Origin of the sequence: Rickettsia endosymbiont of Urophora cardui (assembly GCF_964030725.1) — a bacterium.
GTDB lineage: Bacteria > Pseudomonadota > Alphaproteobacteria > Rickettsiales > Rickettsiaceae > Rickettsia.
On sequence record NZ_CAXIPY010000005.1, the window covers coordinates 145,807 to 168,784 of the forward strand.

The window sequence follows — 22,978 nt, forward strand, 5'->3', positions numbered from 1 at the left end:
GAAAGATGAAGAAAAATAAAGTAAAAATTTTCAGTGCTTCAGAAAAAACGGGGATAGTATTAGAATTAATAAAAGAGGAGTCGACACTTGGTCAGTTAGCTTCAAAATATGCAATAAGTGTTAAAACAATTCAAAATTGGAAAAAACAGTTTTTAGGTAATGCGGCATTAGCTTTTGAACCAGCTAAAGTTTTGAGTGAATATCAAGAACAAATAAATCATTTACAAGAGCAAAATGATGAACTTGCTAAAGCTCTTGGTAGAATCACAGTTGAGAGGGACTGGGCCGTGGGAAAGCTCAAAAGCTTGGATTTATCAAATAAAAAGAGTCTTGTACACTCCAAGCTAAATCAACTCTCAAAATCAAGACAGTGTGAACTATTAAAGATTAGTCGATCTACAGCCTACTATAAATCCAAGGAGATGAGTATAAATAAATTAAGTATTTTAAATAGAATAGATGAAATATATACAGATAATCCTGAATTTGGTTATCGCTATATTCATCAACAGTTACTAGAAGATGGTTTTATTGTCGGTAAAGATCGAGTACTGAAATATATGAGGATGATGGGTATAGAAGCTATTTACCCACATAAGAAAAAATCTACTTCTCGAAACGATAGTGAGCATAAGATCTATAGCTACTTACTTGATCAATATTGGACTAAATCTGGCTCAACAAAGCAAGTGTATGTGCCTAATGTGAATGAGGTTTGGAGTGGTGACATTACTTACATTAGAACGGAAAGTTCTATAATTAATTAAGCCAGATATAATCAATTTTTAATCTCTCAGGGTTTAATTCCCCGAAGCTCTGCTTCGTGATATCATAAGAAACAACTAAAACTTTTTTAGATACCTCGTAGCTCTGCTGCGAGGAGCATCATTTAAATATAGATATATCATGGCTCATTTAACGATAGATGAAAGATTTAAAATATACGAAATGAATAAGAGTGGTTATAGCTCGCGATATATAGGGACAAAGATTGGCCGTGATAAAAGCACTATATGTTATGAACTCAAGAGAATGAGAGGCATAATTATAGACCAGATAGGGCTAACACACTTGCTTGCAGTTTAAGGCAAGGTAAGAGAAAAAGAAAATTAGATATTGATAATAATTTACGAGCAGAAATAATAAAGCAGTTAACACAGGGTATTTCACCAGATATAATTTCAGGTAGACGTAAACTATCACGAGATACTGTCAATATTTCTACAGAGAGTATATACCAGTTTATTTATACATCTCCTATAGCACAAAGGCAAAAATTATATTTATCTTTAGCAAGAAAAAGGAAAAATAGGTTGCATCATGGTACAAGAATCAGAAACAAAAGAATTACAATACCAAATCGAGTTTCCATTACTGAAAGACCAGAGATAAATAGAAAGATAGCAGCAATAGGTCATTTAGAAGGTGATTTAACTTTTAACAAAGGTAATCAAAGTCGTAATATAGGCGCTCTTGTGGATATCAGAACACAAAAAGTGTTTCTCACTTTAAACCGTTCAAAAAGAACACAAGATGTGATTGGTAACATGAATAAAAAACTTAAACAATTGTCACATATAATCAAAAGCATAACGTTAGATAATGGCAAAGAATTTACCAATCATGAACAACTATTGCCAAAATCTGAACGAAAAGTATATTTTTGCAATCCTTATTCTCCATGGCAAAAACCATTGATAGAGAAGATTAACTCAATGGTGCACAGAGTATACTCTAAATCTTTAGATATAAAAAAATTAACAATAAAGCAATTACAAGAAATTGAGGATTTTTTAAATAATTTACCAAGAAAAGTGCTCGGTTATAAAACACCCAATGAGGTATGGGAAGAAAATATAAATCTGGCTTAATTAATACTGGAATTTACCATACACTTGACCAACTACGCTGAAAATATTTATTAGTTGTTAATTCAACAACAGATCTTGCTTTAACGCTATCATTAGTTACTAGTGATAGTATTAATTCTAAAACCACATCTTGATTATAGGGAAAAATTTTTTATTTCTTGCGACATTTCTTGTATAATCATACACACTAAAACCCCTTTTGTATTTGAGCGTATTTATATCATAACTTATAAGTTTGGCTATCTTTTTGTCAAAACTTCAGGTAGAATAGACGATGCAACAAAAGCTTATCTTATTGCTATAGGTAAGCTGGAAGAAATAGTTGAACCTAAGGATTATTTAAAATTATCTAAGATATATACAAATCTAGCAAAAATAGTTTTACCGAGTAATAATAATAAAACAGAATATTTTGTGCAAGCTACAGGATATAAGGAATTAGCAGAAAAATTTGGTATTCCTCAAAAAATAGAACAAGATACATCTGTAGATTCATCACGCCCTATTTACGATCCTAAGGACGTTTTACTAAGTGGTGACGATTCTGATTATTACTCAGACTCAGGTAATTAAAATATCTTAATATAATTTTTATAGACAAGTAAAAATGAGGTGATAGTATAAAATAAATATATTTAATTACAAATTAGCAAAACTTACGCTATGAGTAAAAAAGTGATAAATTATTGTAAACATAATCAAACACGTCAAAGAGGATAAGATTGCAAGCAATACCAATTCATAGGACAGATTATTGTCAATTTTTAACAGTTAGCCAAAAGAATTATAGTTTAACCTACTACGCTGAACATGCGCAGAAATGTAGCCATGATGTTAATGATGCTCCTCGCAGCAGAGCTACGAGGTATCTAAAAAAGTTTTAGTTGTTTCTTATGATATCACGAAGCAGAGCTTCGGGGAATTAAACCCTGAGAGGTTAATAGATTTTTAGAAGATGAAAAATATACCCCTTCTTTATTATGGGAACACATTAAGAATGATGTTGTTTTTGCATCTAATGGATATACAATATTTGATGATACGGTGTTAAATAAAAGGAATACGAAGAAAATAGAGGTGGCAAGAACTCAGTACAGTGGAGCTACAGGTGGAGTTACTACCGGTATAGGAGTAGTGAGTCTAGTATATTATAACCCTGATATTGATAAGTTTTGGGTAATAGATTATCGAATTTTTTCGCCTAATCATGATGGAGCGACAAAACTAGATCACCTATTAAATATGTTAAATAATGCTGTTTATAGCAAAAAGATTCCTTTTCAAACTGTACTTTTTGATACATGGTATTCTACACACAAAATTATGCAACATGTTGATTCCCTAGGCAAATATTATTATGCCCCTGTTAAAGCCAATAGAAATGTTAGTAAAACGTGCGATTCTGAGCCTTATAAAGCTGTGAGCAAGTTAACGTTTTCAGATGAAGAAATTAATCATGGAGTAGAGATTCATATAAAAGGTTTTGCTAAGAACAAGCATGTTAATTTGTTTAAATTTACTGTTTCTACCAACAGAGTTGATTATGTTGTTACCAATCACAAAACTCAAAAATCTTCCAAAGCTGCACAAGATGAGTGTGGCTTTCGATGGGTAATTGAGAGCATGCATAGAGAAATTAAGCAACTGACCGGTATCGAACGTTGCCAATGTAGAAAACAACGTATTCAGCGTAACCATATTAGTTGTGCATTTTTAGTTTGGGCCTTTCTCAAAAGGACTGCAAATACAATAGGTAAAACGGTTTACCAAATAAAGTCAGGGCTTTTAGATGACTATATGCAACAGCAGCTACGTTCTCCATCTTTACGATATTTAGAACACCACATAGCGTAAGTTTTGTTAGATATGACTCAAGATTATCCAGCTGATGATACAAAAAAAATTGCTGAGCAAATAAAAGATGCTTTAATGGGTATTAGCGACTCGCTTGTACTTGAAAGCACAGAAGTAGAAGAGCTTTTTGAGGAGTTGAGCAAAAATGAAGATTTTGAATATGAGATAGAGCAGATACTTGCTATCTTAAATGAACAAACTATGGATTTAACTCAACTCCAATCACAAATTATTTTATTGATCCGCAAATATTTAGGTAAAACTAAAAATCTAAAGCTTAAAATGCTGAAGATGGATGAAAAACTTATCAGTAAAAATATTTCCGAAGTCAGTAACTATTTAATGCATCAACATTCCAAAATTGTTAGAGATGCTAATAAAAACCTTGCAAACCCGAAAGATAAATTACAAGGCTTAACCAAGCAGGCAAGGATAGACCTAAAGCGTTTGATCAAAAGTTTTGCTGTTTATCAGATTTATATGTTTATGAATCCAAAAAGGATAGCCGGTGAGACAAAATTAATGAATTTTGCCTATAATTTTATTAGAGGTGGAATGAAATTAGCCCAAAAATATGAGGGTGGAAAGCCAAGAGATATCAAATCATATTCCCCTAAACTTATTAAAAAGCTTGAAAAAGCTCGTGCCGGTTTTAAAAAAAGCGGCGGCATTTCAATTTAAATATTGTCTTCTTCTACAAAAGCCTTATAGTTTAATCTCTCAGGGTTTAATGCCCCGAAGCTCTGCTTCGTGATATACTACTTGAATGGAAGAAAGCAGTTATATACATAAGAGTCATAATGTCACAGTACTAATATATCATTTAGTAACGCCGGCAAAATATAGAAGAGTAATATTCAATCAAGAACTAGATGATTATTTGTGTAAAATTTGTGAGCACATAGAAGATCGTTATGAAATGAGATTTTTAGAAATAGGAGTAGATAAAGATCACGTACATTTTTTATTACAGTCAATACCAATGTATAGCCCAACAAAAATAACTCAAATCATAAAAAGTATTACTTCTAAGAAAATGTTTGAGAAATATCCAAATCTTAAAGACAAATTATGGGGAAGTGAGTTTTGGAGTAAAGGATATTTTATGAGCACAGTAGGTAAACATGGTGATGAGCAGAAATTACGTAATTATGTACAGAATCAAGGTTCAGGCAAACCTTCTTATAAAGCATTTCAACAAAAACAGTTAAAGCTTTTTGGATAGATACCTCGTAGCTCTGCTGCGAGGTATCTAAAAAAGTTTTAGTTGTTTCTTATGATATCACGAAGCAGAGCTTCGGGGAATTAAACCCTGAGAGATTAATGAGAGTAAAAACTTACTACAAATAGATACTACAGTGAGTAGCAAGAAAGATGCCAAAAAAGCAATTGATCGTACATATATTAGACAGAATGCTAATAACCGACCAGTTGCGGGTTATGAATATAGTGTAGTTTGCATCGGTGCTCAGCCTAAATGGGCTGTACCAATATCTATAAATAGAGTAAAATCAGATGAGAATAAGTATAGCAAAGGTAGCAAACAAATAGTCTATCCGCCAAAAACACTTCAAATCCTGATCATTTGTAATGGGATAGAGTTTTGACAACAAATTGCTAAGATTTTCAATAAAAATTAATAAGTTATGTTAATTTTTACTGATACATTTCTGTGTTGGTCTAATTTTGATATGGAGCTATTGTTAACGATTTTTTATCGTTCATCTAGTTTTTGCATGATGATATTTTTGATTTATGTGGAGTTAGACACGATTTGTAAATGATTTGCAATGCATCGTAAATTCAAACCAATAGCAGAGATTATTGGATTGATAATATCTCCTATCATACCTTTCAAGAAGTTTCTACCCATCCGACCATATTGCTTTAAGTGACCTATTATTGGTTCTATGGCACTGCGTCTCTTGATCATAGACTTGTCCTCTTGTAACAACTTCTTCCGCGTTTTTGGGGTATATACCTTACTCTTCTCCTTTACATTGCTACCACTATACCCAAGATCAACAAATGATTTCTTTATCTTGATTCCAGTGACACTCTCTACTGCTTCAAAGCTCTGATGCAATGTATGACCATCATAAGGATTATTATGAAACGATTTTGCGGATAAAACAAAATTTCTACGACCACTTACTACTACCGCTACTTTATTGCCAAACTCATATGGCTTGTTGCGTTTTCCCTTTCCTATACACTCTACTTCAGGGGCATGAAAACTATATAATACTTTGTTATCTTCTTTATATTGCTTTTTAGCTTCTCTTTTTAAAACAGATTGGTTATGTATTTGTTTTATTTTTTGCAATACTTCTTGATTTTTGAGAGACAAGTTTAATTGCTTATTTTTGATCTCACGCTCACATACTCTAATCAAACGACCCAGTAATATTTTTAAATGCTTCATTATTTTCCAACGCTTCTTGGCTTTACTATGTTCTTTATATTTCCATAGCTTTACTATATCGCGTTTATAGGTTCTAGCGTATGTTTCATTCAAATGTATACCCAAACTGTTGCAAAGCTTTACTATGCTAAGCCTAGCTTTATCCATTAAATAAACATCGTGTGGGTGTTTGATATTCTTAATTTGTACAGTCGTATCAGCGATGATTAATTCCAAATCTTTTTTTTTAATTGTGTTAGTTTTTATCCCAACCCTGATCAACTCCGATAATATCTCATTATATCCAGCTTCACCTAATACACTACGAAACCGTCGTATACTAGTTTCCGAGATAGCTATGTCTTTTTCTATATATTCCCACCCGCAGAAATACTGCCAATACATATTCTCTTTTAGCTCTTCCTCTGATAATGAATCTGAAAAATTATACATTGCTTGTAGCATCGTTATGCCAAGCATCACTCTATGACATTTTCTATTTCTACCAAATTTCTTAATACAAACATTTTTTGATAACCACTCTTCGAGCCTAGACCAATTTATTAATTCTCTTAATTTATATAGCTTATTATTTGGGTTTAATTCTTCTTTTAATTTATAACCAAACAGTTTCCCTTGTTCTTGCGATTTGATAATGTTGTCTATTGGCATTGACTGAAATCCATAAGGTTTATGACCATATTTTATCATTTTCTTACGGATTGTTGTATTACTTCTTGTCTTAAAACCATATTATCTATAAGGCTTGTAGAGTTTTGGCGGACGGACCAAATAATAAAAATTGTTAAGCAAATACCACAAAGGCTCTCAATATAACAGTAGGTGATGCAGGTTATAGCGCTCTATCTTTCATTCACCCGCTGCACAATGAAGCAAATACGGTGAAATAACCCGCCAAAGAATTAATCGCAGTATTTACAAAATATATACAGAGGAGCAAAAAAACAAGAGGGCGTAAAAGATTTTATGGAGCTAAGATTTCTTGTAGTAGTTCTGATAATTTACTGATTCCAGATACAGAAGAAACTGTAGTAAAAGCTACAAAAAATGGTAACATATCAATTAGTATTTCACTATTTAAGAATTATCTAATCAAGGGTAAGAAACAGCATATCATGTCTGATAAACCGCTAAATTTTATTCAGGTTAAGGTGTTGATGCATCAGGAAATAAGAAATATAACAGAGCTTTATGGTTATGTGTTTCTGGTCAACAAAAAGATAAAATCAGTGGTAAAGAAGTATATGAATACGGAAAGTTCTATAATTAATTAAGCCAGATATAATCAATTTTTAATCTCTCAGGGTTTAATTCCCCGAAGCTCTGCTTCGTGATATCATAAGAAACAACTAAAACTTTTTTAGATACCTCGTAGCTCTGCTGCGAGGAGCATCATTTAAATATAGATATATCATGGCTCATTTAACGATAGATGAAAGATTTAAAATATACGAAATGAATAAGAGTGGTTATAGCTCGCGATATATAGGGACAAAGATTGGCCGTGATAAAAGCACTATATGTTATGAACTCAAGAGAATGAGGCATAATTATAGACCAGATAGGGCTAACACACTTGCTTGCAGTTTAAGGCAAGGTAAGAGAAAAAGAAAATTAGATATTGATAATAATTTACGAGCAGAAATAATAAAGCAGTTAACACAGGGTATTTCACCAGATATAATTTCAGGTAGACGTAAACTATCACGAGATACTGTCAATATTTCTACAGAGAGTATATACCAGTTTATTTATACATCTCCTATAGCACAAAGGCAAAAATTATATTTATCTTTAGCAAGAAAAAGGAAAAATAGGTTGCATCATGGTACAAGAATCAGAAACAAAAGAATTACAATACCAAATCGAGTTTCCATTACTGAAAGACCAGAGATAAATAGAAAGATAGCAGCAATAGGTCATTTAGAAGGTGATTTAACTTTTAACAAAGGTAATCAAAGTCGTAATATAGGCGCTCTTGTGGATATCAGAACACAAAAAGTGTTTCTCACTTTAAACCGTTCAAAAAGAACACAAGATGTGATTGGTAACATGAATAAAAAACTTAAACAATTGTCGCATATAATCAAAAGCATAACGTTAGATAATGGCAAAGAATTTACCAATCATGAACAACTATTGCCAAAATCTGAACGAAAAGTATATTTTTGCAATCCTTATTCTCCATGGCAAAAACCATTGATAGTCCGTCCGCCAAAACTCTACAAGCCTTATAGATAATATGGTTTTAAGACAAGAAGTAATACAACAATCCGTAAGAAAATGATAAAATATGGTCATAAACCTTATGGATTTCAGTCAATGCCAATAGACAACATTATCAAATCGCAAGAACAAGGGAAACTGTTTGGTTATAAATTAAAAGAAGACAGGAGTTTCGCACTTAGCAAATAATATGCTAATCTAGAGAAAAATAGTTTTAGATAAAAATGACAAGATCAAAATGTAGCAAAGATTTATATAAATCATTCTTACAAGCAAGTAGTGTAAGATATACTAGCAAAGCATTATCTGAAGTAAGTCCATTAGATCTATCGCACGATAGTGCAAGTCGATGGTTAAAGAGTAAGGATTTTCGCCCTAGCGAAATCTATAGCAAAGTGTCAAAATATATTGATCTGGAAGATCCTTGTTTATTAGTGGGAGATGACACCTTATTGTCAAAGCAATACAGTAAGAGGATCGAGCTTGTAAATTATCAATATTCTGGGGCTGTACATGATGTTATACCTGGTATAGGAATGGTAAACTTACTGCATTACAATACTCAAATTGATCAATCTACTCCTGTAGATTATAGAATATATGATAAAGAAACTGATGGTAAAACAAAGAACGAGCATTTTTGTGATATGCTTACTTTAGCTAAAGAAAGAGGTATCAAGCCTGATGCTATAGTTATGGATGCTTGGTATAGTGGTTTGGATAATTTAAAACATATACGTAATTTAGGTTGGATATGGGTTACCAACCTAAGAAAAAATAGAAAAGTTAATCGTAATGTTAGCTTGGAAACTTTAGAGATTCCCGATGAAGGGCTAAAAATTCACCTACGTGGATACGGTTGGGTTACGGTATTTAAGTTTGTGGCAAAAAATGGTCGCATTGATTACATAACAACTAATTTAGAGAATCCTACACGTGAGCAAATAGAGAAAATTGTTAAGGCGCGTTGGTCTATAGAAGTTTATCATCGAGAATTGAAACAAACTTGTGGTATTGAATGCTGTCAGGCACGCACGGGTCGAGCTCAAAGAAATCATATTTGCCTTGCTGTATTGGCCTGGCTTGATATGAACAAAAGGAGGATAAATGAAAACATTACTTTATATCAACAAACTTGGGAAGTTATAAAAACATCAATTCAGAACAACATTAAATGGCTTCTAACTAATACACAATTTTGCTAAGTGCGAAACTCCTGGAAGAATTAAACCCAAATAATAAGCTATATAAATTAAGAGAATTAATAAATTGGTCTAGGCTCGAAGAGTGGTTATCAAAAAATGTTTGTATTAAGAAATTTGGTAGAAATAGAAAATGTCATAGAGTGATGCTTGGCATAACGATGCTACAAGCAATGTATAATTTTTCAGATTCATTATCAGAGGAAGAGCTAAAAGAGAATATGTATTGGCAGTATTTCTGCGGGTGGGAATATATAGAAAAAGACATAGCTATCTCGGAAACTAGTATACGACGGTTTCGTAGTGTATTAGGTGAAGCTGGATATAATGAGATATTATCGGAGTTGATCAGGGTTGGGATAAAAACTATAGCTAACACGGAAATGTTTCTACCACATATTAGGAAAAACTTAGGCATTGATCAATAATTTTATGTAAACAGTTTTTAAAGTTAGTCCAGCAATGTTTAATAGGATTTAGATCTGGTGAATATGTGAGTAAATACAAAAACTATGGTAAAAACCTTTTCGCGTTAGCTATAACACAATTAAAAAAAAAGATTTGGAATTAATCATCGCTGATACGACTGTACAAATTAAGAATATCAAACACCCACACGATGTTTATTTAATGGATAAAGCTAGGCTTAGCATAGTAAAGCTTTGCAACAGTTTGGGTATACATTTGAATGAAACATACGCTAGAACCTATAAACGCGATATAGTAAAGCTATGGAAATATAAAGAACATAGTAAAGCCAAGAAGCGTTGGAAAATAATGAAGCATTTAAAAATATTACTGGGTCGTTTGATTAGAGTATGTGAGCGTGAGATCAAAAATAAGCAATTAAACTTGTCTCTCAAAAATCAAGAAGTATTGCAAAAAATAAAACAAATACATAACCAATCTGTTTTAAAAAGAGAAGCTAAAAAGCAATATAAAGAAGATAACAAAGTATTATATAGTTTTCATGCCCCTGAAGTAGAGTGTATAGGAAAGGGAAAACGCAACAAGCCATATGAGTTTGGCAATAAAGTAGCGGTAGTAGTAAGTGGTCGTAGAAATTTTGTTTTATCCGCAAAATCGTTTCATAATAATCCTTATGATGGTCATACATTGCATCAGAGCTTTGAAGCAGTAGAGAGTGTCACTGGAATCAAGATAAAGAAATCATTTGTTGATCTTGGGTATAGTGGTAGCAATGTAAAGGAGAAGAGTAAGGTATATACCCCAAAAACGCGGAAGAAGTTGTTACAAGAGGACAAGTCTATGATCAAGAGACGCAGTGCCATAGAACCAATAATAGGTCACTTAAAGCAATATGGTCGGATGGGTAGAAACTTCTTGAAAGGTATGATAGGAGATATTATCAATCCAATAATCTCTGCTATTGGTTTGAATTTACGATGCATTGCAAATCATTTACAAATCGTGTCTAACTCCACATAAATCAAAAATATCATCATGCAAAAACTAGATGAACGATAAAAAATCGTTAACAATAGCTCCATATCAAAATTAGACCAACACAGAAATGTATCAGTAAAAATTAACATAACTTATTAATTTTTATTGAAAATCTTAGCAATTTGTTGTCAAAACTCTATCCCATTACAAATGATCAGGATTTGAAGTGTTTTTGGCGGATAGACTTGATAGAGAAGATTAACTCAATGGTGCACAGAGTATACTCTAAATCTTTAGATATAAAAAAATTAACAATAAAGCAATTACAAGAAATTGAGGATTTTTTAAATAATTTACCAAGAAAAGTGCTCGGTTATAAAACACCCAATGAGGTATGGGAAGAAAATATAAATCTGGCTTAATTAATACTGGAATTTACCATTGCTTGTAGTGATAATCTAACTGGTATGTCTGATGCTATTGCATCAGTATACCCGAAAACTGAACATCAAATTTGTATTGTCCATCAGATCAGGAATAGCCTCAAATATGTATCATATAAAGATAGAAAGCAATTAGCAGCGGATTTGAAACTAATCTATACTTCTGCTACTGAAAAAGAAGCAGAATTAGCTCTTGAGTCATTTGATCAAAAATGGAGTAAGCAATATCCGCATATAGCTAAATCTTGGTATAATAATTGGGATAATTTGATAATTTTCTTGCAATATCCAAAGGAGATTCGTAAGATTATTTACACTACAAATGCGATAGAATCGCTGAATAGCCAATTGAGAAAAGTTACTAAGAATAAACGCATCTTTCCAAATGATGACGCAGTATTTAAGGTTTTATATCTGACAATTGATTATATTACCAAAAAATGGTCTATGCCTATCCCCAATTGGAATGAAGCTATGGCTCATTTTATGATCAAATTTGATGGTAGGATTTAATGGCTCACGAAATTTACACAATTGATGAAACAGAGCCCATATTAAATAGTGAAGAAGAAACAAAAAACTTTGCTAAGGCTTTTGCTGCAACCTTAAAACCTAATAATATTGTGTTATTAAATGGTGATCTTGGAGTAGGTAAAACATTTTTTTGTCGTGAAATTATTAAATATTTCTGTGGTGATAATACCTCAATTATAAGCCCAACCTTTAACTTATTACAAACATATAAAACACCTCATTTTACTATCTATCATTATGATCTTTATCGCTTAACATCACCTGAAGAAATATATGAATTAGGGCTTGAAGAGGCATTAAGCGGTAACTTAACTTTAATAGAATGGTCTGAAATTATTAAGCACCTCCTACCTACGCCCTTAGTTGAAGTAAATCTAGAACTATTAGATGATAATAAACGTTTATGTAATATATACCTTTGATAATTCAAGGGCTCTGTTTCATCAATTGTGTAAATTTCGTGAGCCATTAAATCCTACCATCAAATTTGATCATAAAATGAGCCATAGCTTCATTCCAATTGGGGATAGGCACAGACCATTTTTTGGTAATATAATCAATTGTCAGATATAAAACCTTAAATACTGCGTCATCATTTGGAAAGATGCGTTTATTCTTAGTAACTTTTCTCAATTGGCTATTCAGCGATTCTATCGCATTTGTAGTGTAAATAATCTTACGAATCTCCTTTGGATATTGCAAGAAAATTATCAAATTATCCCAATTATTATACCAAGATTTAGCTATATGCGGATATTGCTTACTCCATTTTTGATCAAATGACTCAAGAGCTAATTCTGCTTCTTTTTCAGTAGCAGAAGTATAGATTAGTTTCAAATCCGCTGCTAATTGCTTTCTATCTTTATATGATACATATTTGAGGCTATTCCTGATCTGGATAGTGGACTAATGGTATGGACCTCCTGATATAGAGAATGAAAAGCAGTTGCTAATCTTCTAGGGTTAATATTTAACATATTAAAACAACAATTAAGGAGGTCCATATGGAGGTTACTACAACAGGAGTTTCGCACTTAGCAAAATTGTGTATTAGTTAGAAGCCATTTAATGTTGTTCTGAATTGATGTTTTTATAACTTCCCAAGTTTGTTGATATAAAGTAATGTTTTCATTTATCCTCCTTTTGTTCATATCAAGCCAGGCCAATACAGCAAGGCAAATATGATTTCTTTGAGCTCGACCCGTGCGTGCCTGACAGCATTCAATACCACAAGTTTGTTTCAATTCTCGATGATAAACTTCTATAGACCAACGCGCCTTAACAATTTTCTCTATTTGCTCACGTGTAGGATTCTCTAAATTAGTTGTTATGTAATCAATGCGACCATTTTTTGCCACAAACTTAAATACCGTAACCCAACCGTATCCACGTAGGTGAATTTTTAGCCCTTCATCGGGAATCTCTAAAGTTTCCAAGCTAACATTACGATTAACTTTTCTATTTTTTCTTAGGTTGGTAACCCATATCCAACCTAAATTACGTATATGTTTTAAATTATCCAAACCACTATACCAAGCATCCATAACTATAGCATCAGGCTTGATACCTCTTTCTTTAGCTAAAGTAAGCATATCACAAAAATGCTCGTTCTTTGTTTTACCATCAGTTTCTTTATCATATATTCTATAATCTACAGGAGTAGATTGATCAATTTGAGTATTGTAATGCAGTAAGTTTACCATTCCTATACCAGGTATAACATCATGTACAGCCCCAGAATATTGATAATTTACAAGCTCGATCCTCTTACTGTATTGCTTTGACAATAAGGTGTCATCTCCCACTAATAAACAAGGATCTTCCAGATCAATATATTTTGACACTTTGCTATAGATTTCGCTAGGGCGAAAATCCTTACTCTTTAACCATCGACTTGCACTATCGTGCGATAGATCTAATGGACTTACTTCAGATAATGCTTTGCTAGTATATCTTACACTACTTGCTTGTAAGAATGATTTATATAAATCTTTGCTACATTTTGATCTTGTCATTTTTATCTAAAACTATTTTTCTCTAGATTAGCATATTATTTGCTAAGTGCGAAACTCCTGTACAATTGGTATAGATATTGCAAAAAGAATTTTTCAAATTCATGGTGTAGATAAAAATGGCAAGACAGTATTAAAGAAAAAATTGATGAGAGATCAGGTTTTGACATTTATGGCTAATTTACCACAATGTTTAGTAGGGATGGAAGCTTGTGGTGGTTCTAGTTATTGGGCAAGAGAAATAACTAAATTAGGGCATGAAGTAAAACTAATGGCACCGCAATTTGTCAAACCATATGTTAAAACTAATAAAAATGATCAAGCAGATGCTGAAGCGATATGTGAAGCCGTGACAAGACCTAATATGAGATTTGTTGCAATTAAAACTATAGAGCAACAAGAAATTTTATCAATACATAGGGTAAGAGAGAGATTGGTAAAAAATCGTACAGCACTTGCTAATGAAATTAGGGGGCTACTACATGAGTTTGGTTTTATTGTTCCTCAAGGCATTAATAAGGTTATCACAAAATTAATTGAGATTTTAGATGCAGGGAAATTAAGCCAGTTAAGTTATCAAACATTTAGTGAACTAAAAGAAGAATTCTTAGATAATAACAGAAAAATAAAAGAGATAGAAAAACGATTAACAATGATAGCAAGTAACCTAACTCAATATCAACGATTAAGAGCTATACCTGGTCTTGGTTTAATTACTGCTACTGCTTTAATAGCATCAATAGGTAATGCTACAAGTTTTGAGAATGGCAGGCAATTATCGGCATGGCTAGGATTAGTGCCAAGACAACATTCAAGTGGTGGGAAGGATAAGCTGCTGGGAATTAGCAAGCGAGGTGATGTATACTTACGCACTTTATTAATTCAAGGGGCTAGAGCTGTACTAAATGCCAAGATAAGATTTACATCGGAAGAACAGAAATCTAAAAAAGATTTTAGCCAATTTACGAAATGGATGTTTAATTTATCTGAGCGAAGTAGCCATAATAAAACGACAGTTGCCATAGCTAATAAGTTGGCAAGAGTGGTGTTTGCTGTACTAAGATCAGGAGATGATTATGTAGAGAGTAAAGTTTGTAGCTAAAGAGTGTGTAGCATAGCACTTATAAGTAAAATAAATGGTGATTTATATAATGAATAGGTAAAAGCAAAACAATATGTAAGAGATTCCAACCCGAAATATGCTTGAGATAATTAATATTGATGGTAAATAAGACAAACCTTAGCTTACAAAAAAACTGCGTTTTTCAGTGGCTCTTTTAGAAGCCGATGGACTGATAAGTATATAGTTTGTAAGCCAGCGAATTCCATCAGGGCTGTAGAATAAATTAGGTTGATTTATCAGCTATAAGCCGGATACATGACTGCATTTGTTTGTTTTTATTATTGATGTTATTTTTTTCTTGCATTCTACAGGAGGTCCATACATGAAAAATCAAGACAAAAAAATGAGTAGTATGTTTTCTGACTAACGAATATTAGAATTACCCTCAACGAACATTAAAATTACCTATAAAAAAGAAGTAACTATGGACAGTAAAATCGAATAAAAATTTATTTTTAAATATTTAAATATTATTCGAGAATTACTGATGACATGTACAAATAACCAAGTAGGTATTTTAATGCAAAAGATCAAAAAATATAATCAGATAATTTCTGCTGCAAAAGCAGGTATGAGTGTAAAAACGGCACGTAAGTATTTACGTAATAAATTCGCAGAACTAAATTTGCCTATCCCCGAGGCAAGCCTACGGGGTATTTACGGCAAATTTTCCTGCGGACCGTCCTGCTTTGATTCAAATAATCGTGGCAAGCCATGGGGAATTTAACCCAACAGGGATTAAAAGTGGTGATTCCTTTTAGGAAAACAACTTTCCAAGTCCACTGCGAAGCAAGTTTTTAGGATTCATGTTGCTTGCTTTTTTCATCATGTCACTTATTTGCTTGAATTGTTTTAACAGAATATTTACTTTCTGCACTGTAGTTCCAGCTCCTAAAGCTATACGTTTTCTGCGAGAAGCATTAATAATATCAGGATTTCTTCTTTCTTTCGGAGTCATAGATAAAATGATTGCTTCTTGATGCTCGATTATTTTACTATTTAACTTCGATTGATCTATCTGATCCATAATCTTACCGCTACCAGGAAGCACACTAAGTATACTACCAAAACCACCCATCTTTTTTATACTTTTCATTTGTTGCAGATAATCATTTAAATCAAACTTACCTTTTTTTAATTTAGCTGCTGTTTTTTTTGCTTGTTCTCTATCTACTATACTTGCTGCTTTTTCAACAAAGGAAATAATATCCCCCATATCAAGTATTCTAGACGCTATACGTTTAGCATCAAACTCTTCTAAATCGGTTAGTTTCTCACCACTACTTAGAAACTTAATTGGTCTTTGTGTAATATATTTTACACTTAATGCCGCACCACCCTTAGAGTCACCATCAATCCTTGACAAAATTAACCCTGAAATTTCTAGCTGCTCATTGAAACTACTAGCTGTTACTACCGCATCTTGCCCTGTCATACTGTCGATTACTAACAACGTTTCAGTTGGCTCAACTATCTTTTTTATTGCGATTGCCTCATTCATCATTTCTTGATCAATTTGCGTTCTTCCAGCAGTATCATAAATCACCAAATCATATGCCGATAATTTAGCCTCAGCCATTGCTCTTTTAACTATATCAAGAGGTTTCTCACCTTTAACAATTGGCAGTGAATTAATTTTTACCGAATTTGCAAGTATTTCTAGCTGCTCTTGTGCTGCCGGTCTATAAGTATCAAGAGAAACTAATAAGACTTTTTTATTCTGGTTTTTAAGACGCAATGCCAGTTTGCCACTTGCTGTAGTTTTACCGCTACCTTGCAACCCTACCATTAAAAGATTTACTGGCGGTTTTGCATTTAAATTTAGTTTTATCTCATCTTCACTAGAGGATAAAATATTTATCATCTCTTCATGAATAATTTTAATTATCATCTGCCCGGGTGAAATGGATTTGATAACTTCCTGTCCTAAGGCTTTTTGTTTAACTTCTGCTACGAAATTTTTTATTACAGGCAGAGCAACATCCGACTCTAAAAGAGCAACTCTTATATCTCTTAAAGCAGCATCTATTTGCTCTTCAGTTAAAAGCCCTGAGCTTACTAGCCGATCAAAAATCTTCGTTAAATTTTGCGTTAAAGTTTTAAACATAAAGATAATTAAACATAAAGATAAATAATTAAATAAAGTCTTTGTCTAATATATTTCTCTCTTTGCATTTTAGCAACAATAATATTCATGACTTTTACAACATATTAGTTTTATGCTAAAAAATATATATTTTAAAAAACCTTATAAACCTGAATTCTGGATTAGCTAATTTTGAGATATAGCAGGTTTGTTAGGTTTCATACAGTATGCAATTAGGGCGGATAAGATATGTACAAAGGCATTCCAAATTGATCTATGTCTTGTATGTTCGAGCTCGAAAGCACCCTTCAGCACACTAAATACTGTTTCGATAATTGAGCGTTTGCGTAATAATATTTTTTCAAATAATGGCATAAGTTTATTCTTCATTTTCTTCTTTATGCCAGTTACTAACTTGATTCCTTTGCTGTATAGATCATCAAAGAGCTCCTGTTTGATATAACCCTTATCGCCAAACAATAATCCCGTGATATGTTTGGTGATTATCGAAACCGGCGCTCTATCATCTACATTACCAGGCGTTAGTTTTAGACCTTGAATCTCACCTTTTTCGTTAATAACCAAATGTAATTTTAGACCAAAAAACCAACTTTTTGTTGTTTTACCCAAAGCAGCAATACCGGCAAAGACTTTATTACGAGAGATTCTTTTTCGATGACAAACCTCTAAAGATGTGGCGTCAATATAAGAAACTCCCGTAGATTGAGCTGCCTGCATATACCATTCAAGTAATAAAACTAAATAACTCAGAACTCTTGGTTTTAGAGCTATAAAACGAGTATATGATGGAAGAGTTACAAAGTCTGATTTATATAATTGTAGATAGGACATATAAAAATATTTAAAGTTTTTACAAGGTGATTGATGGTATAAAAGCACTATGGTTAACAGCTCAGAATAGCTTATTTCAGGCTTTCTTGTAGGGTTTTTATTAAATGATGCTCCTCGCAGCAGAGCTACGAGGTATCTAAAAAAGTTTTAGTTGTTTCTTATGATATCACGAAGCAGAGCTTCGGGGAATTAAACCCTGAGAGATTAAAAAAAGTGGCGAGTGTATTAATCTATAATTTGTATTATATATCAAATAATTTACTTTAAATTGTAGAAATATCGCTTTTAAGCTGATAAAAGCACTAAATATTTAACTTTAAATATAAATTTTTACTTTAGTCAGAAAAATTAGAATTTTTGTCAAAACTTCAGGTATAAAGCATTTCAACAAAAACAGTTAAAGCTTTTTGGATAGATACCTCGTAGCTCTGCTGCGAGGAGCATCATTATGTCATATAATAAGGCATCCCACAAATTTAGTGTCAGTATCTTAATGGATTAAGCTATAGTTCCCACGCAACAAAGCCTTCTCGCAAAAACGGGAATCCAGCATAAAGCGAGATGATCAATCGCGTTTTTTGTATTTGTATTTTTTACTGGATCTAGTTCCCAAGCCACGGGATGACACCTTTCGATCACGCATATCCTCACAATGACTGGAAATATTAGTCTCTTCTGTTGCCTAAAAATCTCATTAGATATAAGAAAAGATTTATGAAGTCTAGATATAATGTAAAAGCTGCCATAATAGAAAGCTTTTGTCCTGTTTCATCATTTCCTGCCATGTAATACATAGATTTAATTTTTTGAGTATCCCAAGCAATTAAACCCATAAATACAACTATTCCTATGAGAGAAGTAGCAAAAGAAAGACCTGAACTTTTTAGGAACATATTAACTAATGAAGCAATTATAAGACCTATAAGACCCATTGCACAAAATGAACCCATAGATGTTAAATCTCTATTTGTGCTATAACCATATAGGCTCATTGCTCCAAAAACAGAAGCACAAATAAAGAAAGTACGAGCTATTGATTCACCAGTATAGACAAGAGCTAAATATGCAAGAGACATACCTGTTAAAGCGGCATAAACCCAAAATAATATCTGTGCTGTTTGCAAGTTCATACGCCCAAATCCCATAAAGAAATATAAAGCGATGCCAAGAGGAGCAAACATTATAAGCGTTCCAAAACCTGTTTGAAACATTAAATTATATAAAGGCTCAACTGATATGGTTGTTACCGCAGCTATGCCGGTTAGTAATAATGCTAAAGCCATATAATTATATACTTTAAGCATATATTTTCTTAGACCTTCATCACAAGTTTTGTTTTTAGATGATGAAGCTGTCAAAGTTTTTGTATAATCGATCATAAGAAACCCTAAGATTATGTTTATATAGTATAAATATAGTCCTTTAAATGGGCTTTTTCAAGTGATAATTAATTAAATTTTTATAAAAATCGAGCATAGAATATAAACCAGCTTGTTTATCTTGTAGCCAGATTGCCGCCCTTATTGCCCCATCGGCAAAAGAATTCTTATTAAGAGCTTCATGCTTTAAAGTAACGGTTTCGTCATCGCCTAGAAAAAATATTTCATGAGTGCCGTGTACATTACCACCACGAAGCGAAGAAATACCAATTTCATTATTTCTTCTTATTTTATTACCTCGGTTAAATGTTATATCTAGTTCTTTTTCAGCTGTAATCATTTCAGCAAGCATAATAGCAGTGCCTGAAGGAGCATCTTTTTTAGCCCGATGATGAGCTTCTAAAATCTCAATATCGTAATCATCCAATATTTTTGTTGCTTCTTTTGCTAAATAACCGAGTAAATTAGCACCTATACTCATATTGGCAGAATATAAAATAGGTAAGGTTTTTGCTGCTTTTTCTAAAAGTTTAAATTGTGAGGAAGTAAGACCGGTAGTTCCAATTACTAATTTGGTATCATATTTTAAAGCACTATCAACCAATTTTTCTAATATTTCAGGAGTAGAGAAATCAATAACTATGTCAGAATTTTTACATAAATCATTTAGTTCATGTAAATCATGGGTGCTATTAAATTTTGCTGAAATTTTACAATTTTTAAAGTTATCTATTCTCTCTAAAATAGCTCTACCCATTTTACCGGTAGCACCGCTAAGACCTATATTTATAATCATATTAATTTTATGTAAGATTTATGATGATATATTAAAGGTTTTGAGTCGTTTTTAATAGCAGTATTTATTACTTTACCAATAAATATAACATGATCACCACCATCATAGGTGGCATGTTTTAAGCATTCTATATGACAAATAGCTCCATTTATTAAAGGACAACTAGTTTTACTACCTAACTCATAGGAAATTTCTGCAAATTTATCAGTATGTGATTTTGCAAAATGTTCTGAAATATCAACTTGATTGTCTGCTAAAATACTAATAGCAAATTTACTACTGTTTGCAAAACCTTTTATGCTAAAAGAATTTTTATTGAGACAAAATAATATTAATGGAGGTTTTAAAGATACAGAAGTAAAAGAACTAGCAGTAAAGCCAAAAAACTTATTATTTAAATTAGTAGTTATGATTGTCACTCCTGCAGGAAAACATCTCATAGCATCTTTAAATTGATTTTCTGTTACTGTCCCAGCCATTTCTTCATAATTTTATTGATAGTACCATCTTTTTTCAATGAATCTATTGCTTCATTAATTTCTTTAATTAATCCTGAATTTTTAGACAAGCCTAAAGCAAATTCCGAAGAAAATTCCTCTAAAGTATAACTTGCTAAATTTGGATTTGCTTCTTGTAACTTTTTATTTTGCAACTCTTCAGAAATAATAACATCTACGACTTTAGCTTTTAATTCTTCAACTAACATTAAACTATTTGCTAAGGAATGAACTTTAATATTCATTGTTTTAGAAAGCTCTTCAGCTTTTTTTTCTAATACACTACCTAATTGCACACCGATTATTTTGTTATCTAAATCACCAATACTTTGTACATTGTCCTCTAACCTGTATAATACAGCAAATTTTGCTGCAGCATAATTATCGGAAAAGCTGATATATTCCGCACGTTCTGGTGTTACTGAAAGTTCTGCAACTGCAATATCGATATTTTCGCTTACCAAAGCTGCAAGTAAGCCATTAAAGTCAAAGTTTTTTATGATGACTCTTTTATTTAAACGCTCGCCTATTGCGTTGATAATATCTATATCAATCCCAACAATTTCACCATTTTGAATAAATTCATAGGGTGGATTGTCTGCTGAAGTTCCAACGATTAAAGTTGCTTCTTGCTCTTTTTTTTCACAAGAAATTAATAATAAAGATAATAAAAGTACTTTAAGGAAATTCATAAAAAGTAATATTTTAAATTTGAATAGTTTTTTATCGTGTATCCTGTCATTGCGAGGAGCGTAGCGACGAAGCAATCTCAGAAAGTCTCATGAGATTGCCGCGCTCCTTTTAGTCGCTCGCAATGACGCTAACCAAGCTTATCCTTTAAAAGCTGATTCACAAGCCCAGGGTTTGCCTTACCGCCTGTTTTTTTCATCACTTGACCAACAAAAAAGCCGAATAATTTATCCTTACCGCCTCTATATCCTTCAACTGAATCAGGGTTTTCTCTGATTACTTCATCAATTACAGTATTTAGCACATTAGAGTCTGAAACTTGTACTAAGCCTTGCTCTTCTACAATTTTATCAGCTGCTTTACCGGTTTCAAACATAATTTCGAAAACAGTCTTAGCAATTTTACCGGATATGGTATTATCTTCTATCAATTTGATTAATTTTGCAAAATCGTTAGGCGTAATTTTACACCCGCTTATTTCGGTCGAAGCTTTATTAAGCTGTCCAAATAATTCATTAATTAACCAATTAGCGAGTAATTTAGGATCACATTCATTTGCTGCTTCTTCAAAATATTTAGCAGCCGACTCATCAGCTACGATTACTTCAGCATCATATTTGCTTAAACCGAATTTGGTTATATATTTCTCTATCTTCTCATCCGGTAGCTCAGGTAAACTTTCTTTTAATTCATTTATTAATTCATCAGAAAGAATAATCGGCAATAAATCAGGGTCAGGGAAATAGCGGTAATCAGCCACTTCTTCTTTCGAACGCATAGTTCTTGTCTCACCGCTATCAGCATTAAATAAACGTGTTTCCTGAATTACAGATTCACCATTTTCAATCAAATCTACTTGCCTTTTAGCTTCAAACTCTATAGCTCTGACAATATTACGAATTGAGTTAATATTCTTAATTTCGCATCTTGTCCCAAGTGGTTCACCTGCACGCCTTACTGACACATTAGCATCACAACGCATAGAACCTTTTTCCATATATCCATCGCAACTACCAACATAACGAAGCAAGCTTCTGAGCTTCTTAACAAATTCTGCTGCCTCGTCCGGAGAGGATATATCAGGCTCGGTTACGATTTCCATAAGTCCAATACCTGCACGGTTTAAATCGATAAAACTATAATGCGGTGATTGATCATGCATAGACTTGCCAGCATCCTGCTCTAAATGCAGGCGATTAATACGGATAGTTTTCAGCTCACCAGTATTTGTTGGTATTTCCATAGTACCATCCTGCACTATCGGATAATAAAACTGAGAGATTTGGTAACCTTGTGGTAGATCAGCGTAAAAATAATTCTTACGGTCAAATACCGAATATTTATTTACCTTTGCCTTAAGCCCAAGACCTGTTTTAATTGCTTGATGAACACAATACTCATTAAGTACTGGTAGCATACCTGGCATCGCTGCATCAACATAGGATACTTGTGAATTTGGGCTTGCTGCAAATGTTGTACCGCTGCCTGAAAAAAGCTTAGATTTTGAGGAAATTTGAGCGTGGATTTCAAGCCCAATTACATATTCCCATTTTCCTCTACTACCTTCAATATATGCCATAA

At 32.7% G+C, this 22,978-nt stretch carries 20 protein-coding genes and 7 pseudogenes; 17 read left to right on the forward strand and 10 right to left on the reverse strand.

Features of this window, described 5'->3' with window-relative positions:
* The first annotated feature begins 5 nt into the window (after positions 1 to 5).
* The 7 genes and pseudogenes from AAHI98_RS07235 (at position 6) to AAHI98_RS07270 (ending at position 5,332) form a co-directional block, all read left to right on the forward strand.
* Positions 6 to 767, forward strand: coding sequence for an IS3 family transposase (locus AAHI98_RS07235; RefSeq protein WP_342225494.1), 762 nt, complete (start codon positions 6 to 8; stop codon positions 765 to 767).
* A gap of 139 nt (positions 768 to 906) precedes the next feature.
* Positions 907 to 1,871: pseudogene (locus tag AAHI98_RS07245) on the forward strand (IS30 family transposase).
* Between the two features lie 102 nt (positions 1,872 to 1,973).
* Positions 1,974 to 2,444: a hypothetical protein gene (locus tag AAHI98_RS07250; RefSeq protein ID WP_342225496.1), complete on the forward strand. Its 471-nt coding sequence runs from the start codon at positions 1,974 to 1,976 to the stop codon at positions 2,442 to 2,444.
* Between the two features lie 149 nt (positions 2,445 to 2,593).
* Positions 2,594 to 3,725 (forward strand): annotated as a pseudogene (locus tag AAHI98_RS07255) (IS701 family transposase).
* A 12-nt stretch (positions 3,726 to 3,737) separates the two neighbouring features.
* On the forward strand, positions 3,738 to 4,406 hold the full coding sequence (locus tag AAHI98_RS07260; protein ID WP_342225498.1) for a DUF5394 family protein: 669 nt from the start codon (positions 3,738 to 3,740) through the stop codon (positions 4,404 to 4,406).
* An 85-nt stretch (positions 4,407 to 4,491) separates the two neighbouring features.
* Positions 4,492 to 4,950 carry an IS200/IS605 family transposase gene (gene tnpA / locus AAHI98_RS07265; RefSeq protein ID WP_342225499.1) on the forward strand — a complete coding sequence of 153 codons (459 nt, stop codon included), beginning with the start codon at positions 4,492 to 4,494 and terminating at the stop codon, positions 4,948 to 4,950.
* Between the two features lie 133 nt (positions 4,951 to 5,083).
* A complete protein-coding gene (locus AAHI98_RS07270) occupies positions 5,084 to 5,332 on the forward strand; it encodes a hypothetical protein (protein ID WP_342225500.1) in 249 nt (82 codons plus the stop codon).
* A gap of 146 nt (positions 5,333 to 5,478) precedes the next feature.
* On the opposite strand, the gene AAHI98_RS07275 is transcribed toward AAHI98_RS07270, so the two are convergent.
* Entirely contained in the window at positions 5,479 to 6,840 is a 1,362-nt protein-coding gene (locus AAHI98_RS07275; RefSeq protein ID WP_342224717.1) for an IS5 family transposase, read from the reverse strand.
* A gap of 723 nt (positions 6,841 to 7,563) precedes the next feature.
* Here AAHI98_RS07275 and AAHI98_RS07280 point away from each other — a divergent pair.
* The 8 genes and pseudogenes from AAHI98_RS07280 to tsaE form a co-directional block, all read left to right on the forward strand.
* Positions 7,564 to 8,355, forward strand: a pseudogene (locus AAHI98_RS07280) (IS30 family transposase); the annotation flags it as partial.
* 78 nt (positions 8,356 to 8,433) lie between these two features.
* The gene (locus tag AAHI98_RS07285; RefSeq protein WP_342225502.1) at positions 8,434 to 8,565 is read left to right on the forward strand and encodes a hypothetical protein; all 132 of its coding nucleotides are present in this window, start codon (positions 8,434 to 8,436) and stop codon (positions 8,563 to 8,565) included.
* A 35-nt stretch (positions 8,566 to 8,600) separates the two neighbouring features.
* Positions 8,601 to 9,581, forward strand: coding sequence for an IS701 family transposase (locus tag AAHI98_RS07290; RefSeq protein ID WP_342224656.1), 981 nt, complete (start codon positions 8,601 to 8,603; stop codon positions 9,579 to 9,581).
* On the forward strand, positions 9,575 to 10,006 hold the full coding sequence (locus AAHI98_RS07295; RefSeq protein ID WP_342225503.1) for a transposase: 432 nt from the start codon (positions 9,575 to 9,577) through the stop codon (positions 10,004 to 10,006). Before AAHI98_RS07290 ends, AAHI98_RS07295 begins: the two co-directional genes overlap by 7 nt.
* 133 nt (positions 10,007 to 10,139) lie before the next feature.
* A complete protein-coding gene (locus tag AAHI98_RS07300) occupies positions 10,140 to 11,027 on the forward strand; it encodes a hypothetical protein (RefSeq protein WP_342225504.1) in 888 nt (295 codons plus the stop codon).
* Between the two features lie 191 nt (positions 11,028 to 11,218).
* Positions 11,219 to 11,407, forward strand: a pseudogene (locus AAHI98_RS07305) (IS30 family transposase); the annotation flags it as partial.
* Positions 11,408 to 11,425: 18 nt separating this feature from the next.
* Positions 11,426 to 11,941 (forward strand): annotated as a pseudogene (locus AAHI98_RS07310) (IS256 family transposase); the annotation flags it as partial.
* Positions 11,941 to 12,384, forward strand: a complete 444-nt coding sequence (gene tsaE / locus AAHI98_RS07315; protein WP_342225506.1) for a tRNA (adenosine(37)-N6)-threonylcarbamoyltransferase complex ATPase subunit type 1 TsaE — start codon at positions 11,941 to 11,943, stop codon at positions 12,382 to 12,384. The pseudogene AAHI98_RS07310 and the gene tsaE, both read left to right, overlap by 1 nt.
* Before the next feature lie 46 nt (positions 12,385 to 12,430).
* Here tsaE and AAHI98_RS07320 read toward each other — a convergent pair.
* Together AAHI98_RS07320 and AAHI98_RS07325 are read right to left on the reverse strand one after the other, a co-directional pair.
* A pseudogene (locus tag AAHI98_RS07320) lies at positions 12,431 to 12,859 on the reverse strand (transposase); the annotation flags it as partial.
* A 137-nt stretch (positions 12,860 to 12,996) separates the two neighbouring features.
* Positions 12,997 to 13,977: an IS701 family transposase gene (locus AAHI98_RS07325; protein WP_342224656.1), complete on the reverse strand. Its 981-nt coding sequence runs from the start codon at positions 13,975 to 13,977 to the stop codon at positions 12,997 to 12,999.
* Between the two features lie 46 nt (positions 13,978 to 14,023).
* Between AAHI98_RS07325 and AAHI98_RS07330 the strand changes: the two genes are divergently transcribed.
* Positions 14,024 to 15,076, forward strand: coding sequence for an IS110 family RNA-guided transposase (locus tag AAHI98_RS07330; protein WP_342225507.1), 1,053 nt, complete (start codon positions 14,024 to 14,026; stop codon positions 15,074 to 15,076).
* A gap of 508 nt (positions 15,077 to 15,584) precedes the next feature.
* The gene (locus AAHI98_RS07335; RefSeq protein WP_342225508.1) at positions 15,585 to 15,824 is read left to right on the forward strand and encodes a hypothetical protein; all 240 of its coding nucleotides are present in this window, start codon (positions 15,585 to 15,587) and stop codon (positions 15,822 to 15,824) included.
* A gap of 30 nt (positions 15,825 to 15,854) precedes the next feature.
* On the opposite strand, the gene ffh is transcribed toward AAHI98_RS07335, so the two are convergent.
* From ffh to gatB, 7 genes and pseudogenes are all read right to left on the reverse strand, one after another.
* Entirely contained in the window at positions 15,855 to 17,204 is a 1,350-nt protein-coding gene (gene ffh / locus AAHI98_RS07340) for a signal recognition particle protein (protein WP_342225509.1), read from the reverse strand.
* A gap of 165 nt (positions 17,205 to 17,369) precedes the next feature.
* A pseudogene (locus AAHI98_RS07345) lies at positions 17,370 to 18,143 on the reverse strand (IS982 family transposase); the annotation flags it as partial.
* 557 nt (positions 18,144 to 18,700) lie between these two features.
* Positions 18,701 to 19,414, reverse strand: a complete 714-nt coding sequence (locus AAHI98_RS07350; RefSeq protein WP_342225510.1) for a Bax inhibitor-1/YccA family protein — start codon at positions 19,412 to 19,414, stop codon at positions 18,701 to 18,703.
* Between the two features lie 43 nt (positions 19,415 to 19,457).
* Complete coding sequence (dapB, locus tag AAHI98_RS07355; protein WP_342225536.1) at positions 19,458 to 20,207, reverse strand: 4-hydroxy-tetrahydrodipicolinate reductase; 750 nt, start codon at positions 20,205 to 20,207, stop codon at positions 19,458 to 19,460.
* Complete coding sequence (locus AAHI98_RS07360) at positions 20,207 to 20,689, reverse strand: flavin reductase family protein (RefSeq protein ID WP_342225511.1); 483 nt, start codon at positions 20,687 to 20,689, stop codon at positions 20,207 to 20,209. Before AAHI98_RS07360 ends, dapB begins: the two co-directional genes overlap by 1 nt.
* Positions 20,674 to 21,399, reverse strand: coding sequence for an ABC transporter substrate-binding protein (locus tag AAHI98_RS07365; RefSeq protein ID WP_342225512.1), 726 nt, complete (start codon positions 21,397 to 21,399; stop codon positions 20,674 to 20,676). Before AAHI98_RS07365 ends, AAHI98_RS07360 begins: the two co-directional genes overlap by 16 nt.
* A gap of 128 nt (positions 21,400 to 21,527) precedes the next feature.
* Positions 21,528 to 22,976, reverse strand: a complete 1,449-nt coding sequence (gene gatB / locus AAHI98_RS07370; RefSeq protein ID WP_342225513.1) for an Asp-tRNA(Asn)/Glu-tRNA(Gln) amidotransferase subunit GatB — start codon at positions 22,974 to 22,976, stop codon at positions 21,528 to 21,530.
* Positions 22,977 to 22,978 lie beyond the last annotated feature (2 nt).

What these genes read in the sequence shown, in the direction of transcription:
- AAHI98_RS07360 (WP_342225511.1), bottom strand. Translation starts at nt 20,689, where the DNA reads ATGGCTGGGACAGTAACAGAAAATCAATTTAAAGATGCTATGAGATGT.
- AAHI98_RS07325 (WP_342224656.1), bottom strand. Translation starts at nt 13,977, where the DNA reads ATGACAAGATCAAAATGTAGCAAAGATTTATATAAATCATTCTTACAA.
- ffh (WP_342225509.1), bottom strand. Translation starts at nt 17,204, where the DNA reads ATGTTTAAAACTTTAACGCAAAATTTAACGAAGATTTTTGATCGGCTA.
- AAHI98_RS07285 (WP_342225502.1), top strand. Translation starts at nt 8,434, where the DNA reads ATGATAAAATATGGTCATAAACCTTATGGATTTCAGTCAATGCCAATA.
- AAHI98_RS07275 (WP_342224717.1), bottom strand. Translation starts at nt 6,840, where the DNA reads ATGATAAAATATGGTCATAAACCTTATGGATTTCAGTCAATGCCAATA.
- AAHI98_RS07365 (WP_342225512.1), bottom strand. Translation starts at nt 21,399, where the DNA reads ATGAATTTCCTTAAAGTACTTTTATTATCTTTATTATTAATTTCTTGT.
- gatB (WP_342225513.1), bottom strand. Translation starts at nt 22,976, where the DNA reads ATGGCATATATTGAAGGTAGTAGAGGAAAATGGGAATATGTAATTGGG.
- AAHI98_RS07335 (WP_342225508.1), top strand. Translation starts at nt 15,585, where the DNA reads ATGACATGTACAAATAACCAAGTAGGTATTTTAATGCAAAAGATCAAA.
- AAHI98_RS07260 (WP_342225498.1), top strand. Translation starts at nt 3,738, where the DNA reads ATGACTCAAGATTATCCAGCTGATGATACAAAAAAAATTGCTGAGCAA.
- AAHI98_RS07350 (WP_342225510.1), bottom strand. Translation starts at nt 19,414, where the DNA reads ATGATCGATTATACAAAAACTTTGACAGCTTCATCATCTAAAAACAAA.
- tsaE (WP_342225506.1), top strand. Translation starts at nt 11,941, where the DNA reads ATGGCTCACGAAATTTACACAATTGATGAAACAGAGCCCATATTAAAT.
- tnpA (WP_342225499.1), top strand. Translation starts at nt 4,492, where the DNA reads ATGGAAGAAAGCAGTTATATACATAAGAGTCATAATGTCACAGTACTA.
- AAHI98_RS07290 (WP_342224656.1), top strand. Translation starts at nt 8,601, where the DNA reads ATGACAAGATCAAAATGTAGCAAAGATTTATATAAATCATTCTTACAA.
- AAHI98_RS07235 (WP_342225494.1), top strand. Translation starts at nt 6, where the DNA reads ATGAAGAAAAATAAAGTAAAAATTTTCAGTGCTTCAGAAAAAACGGGG.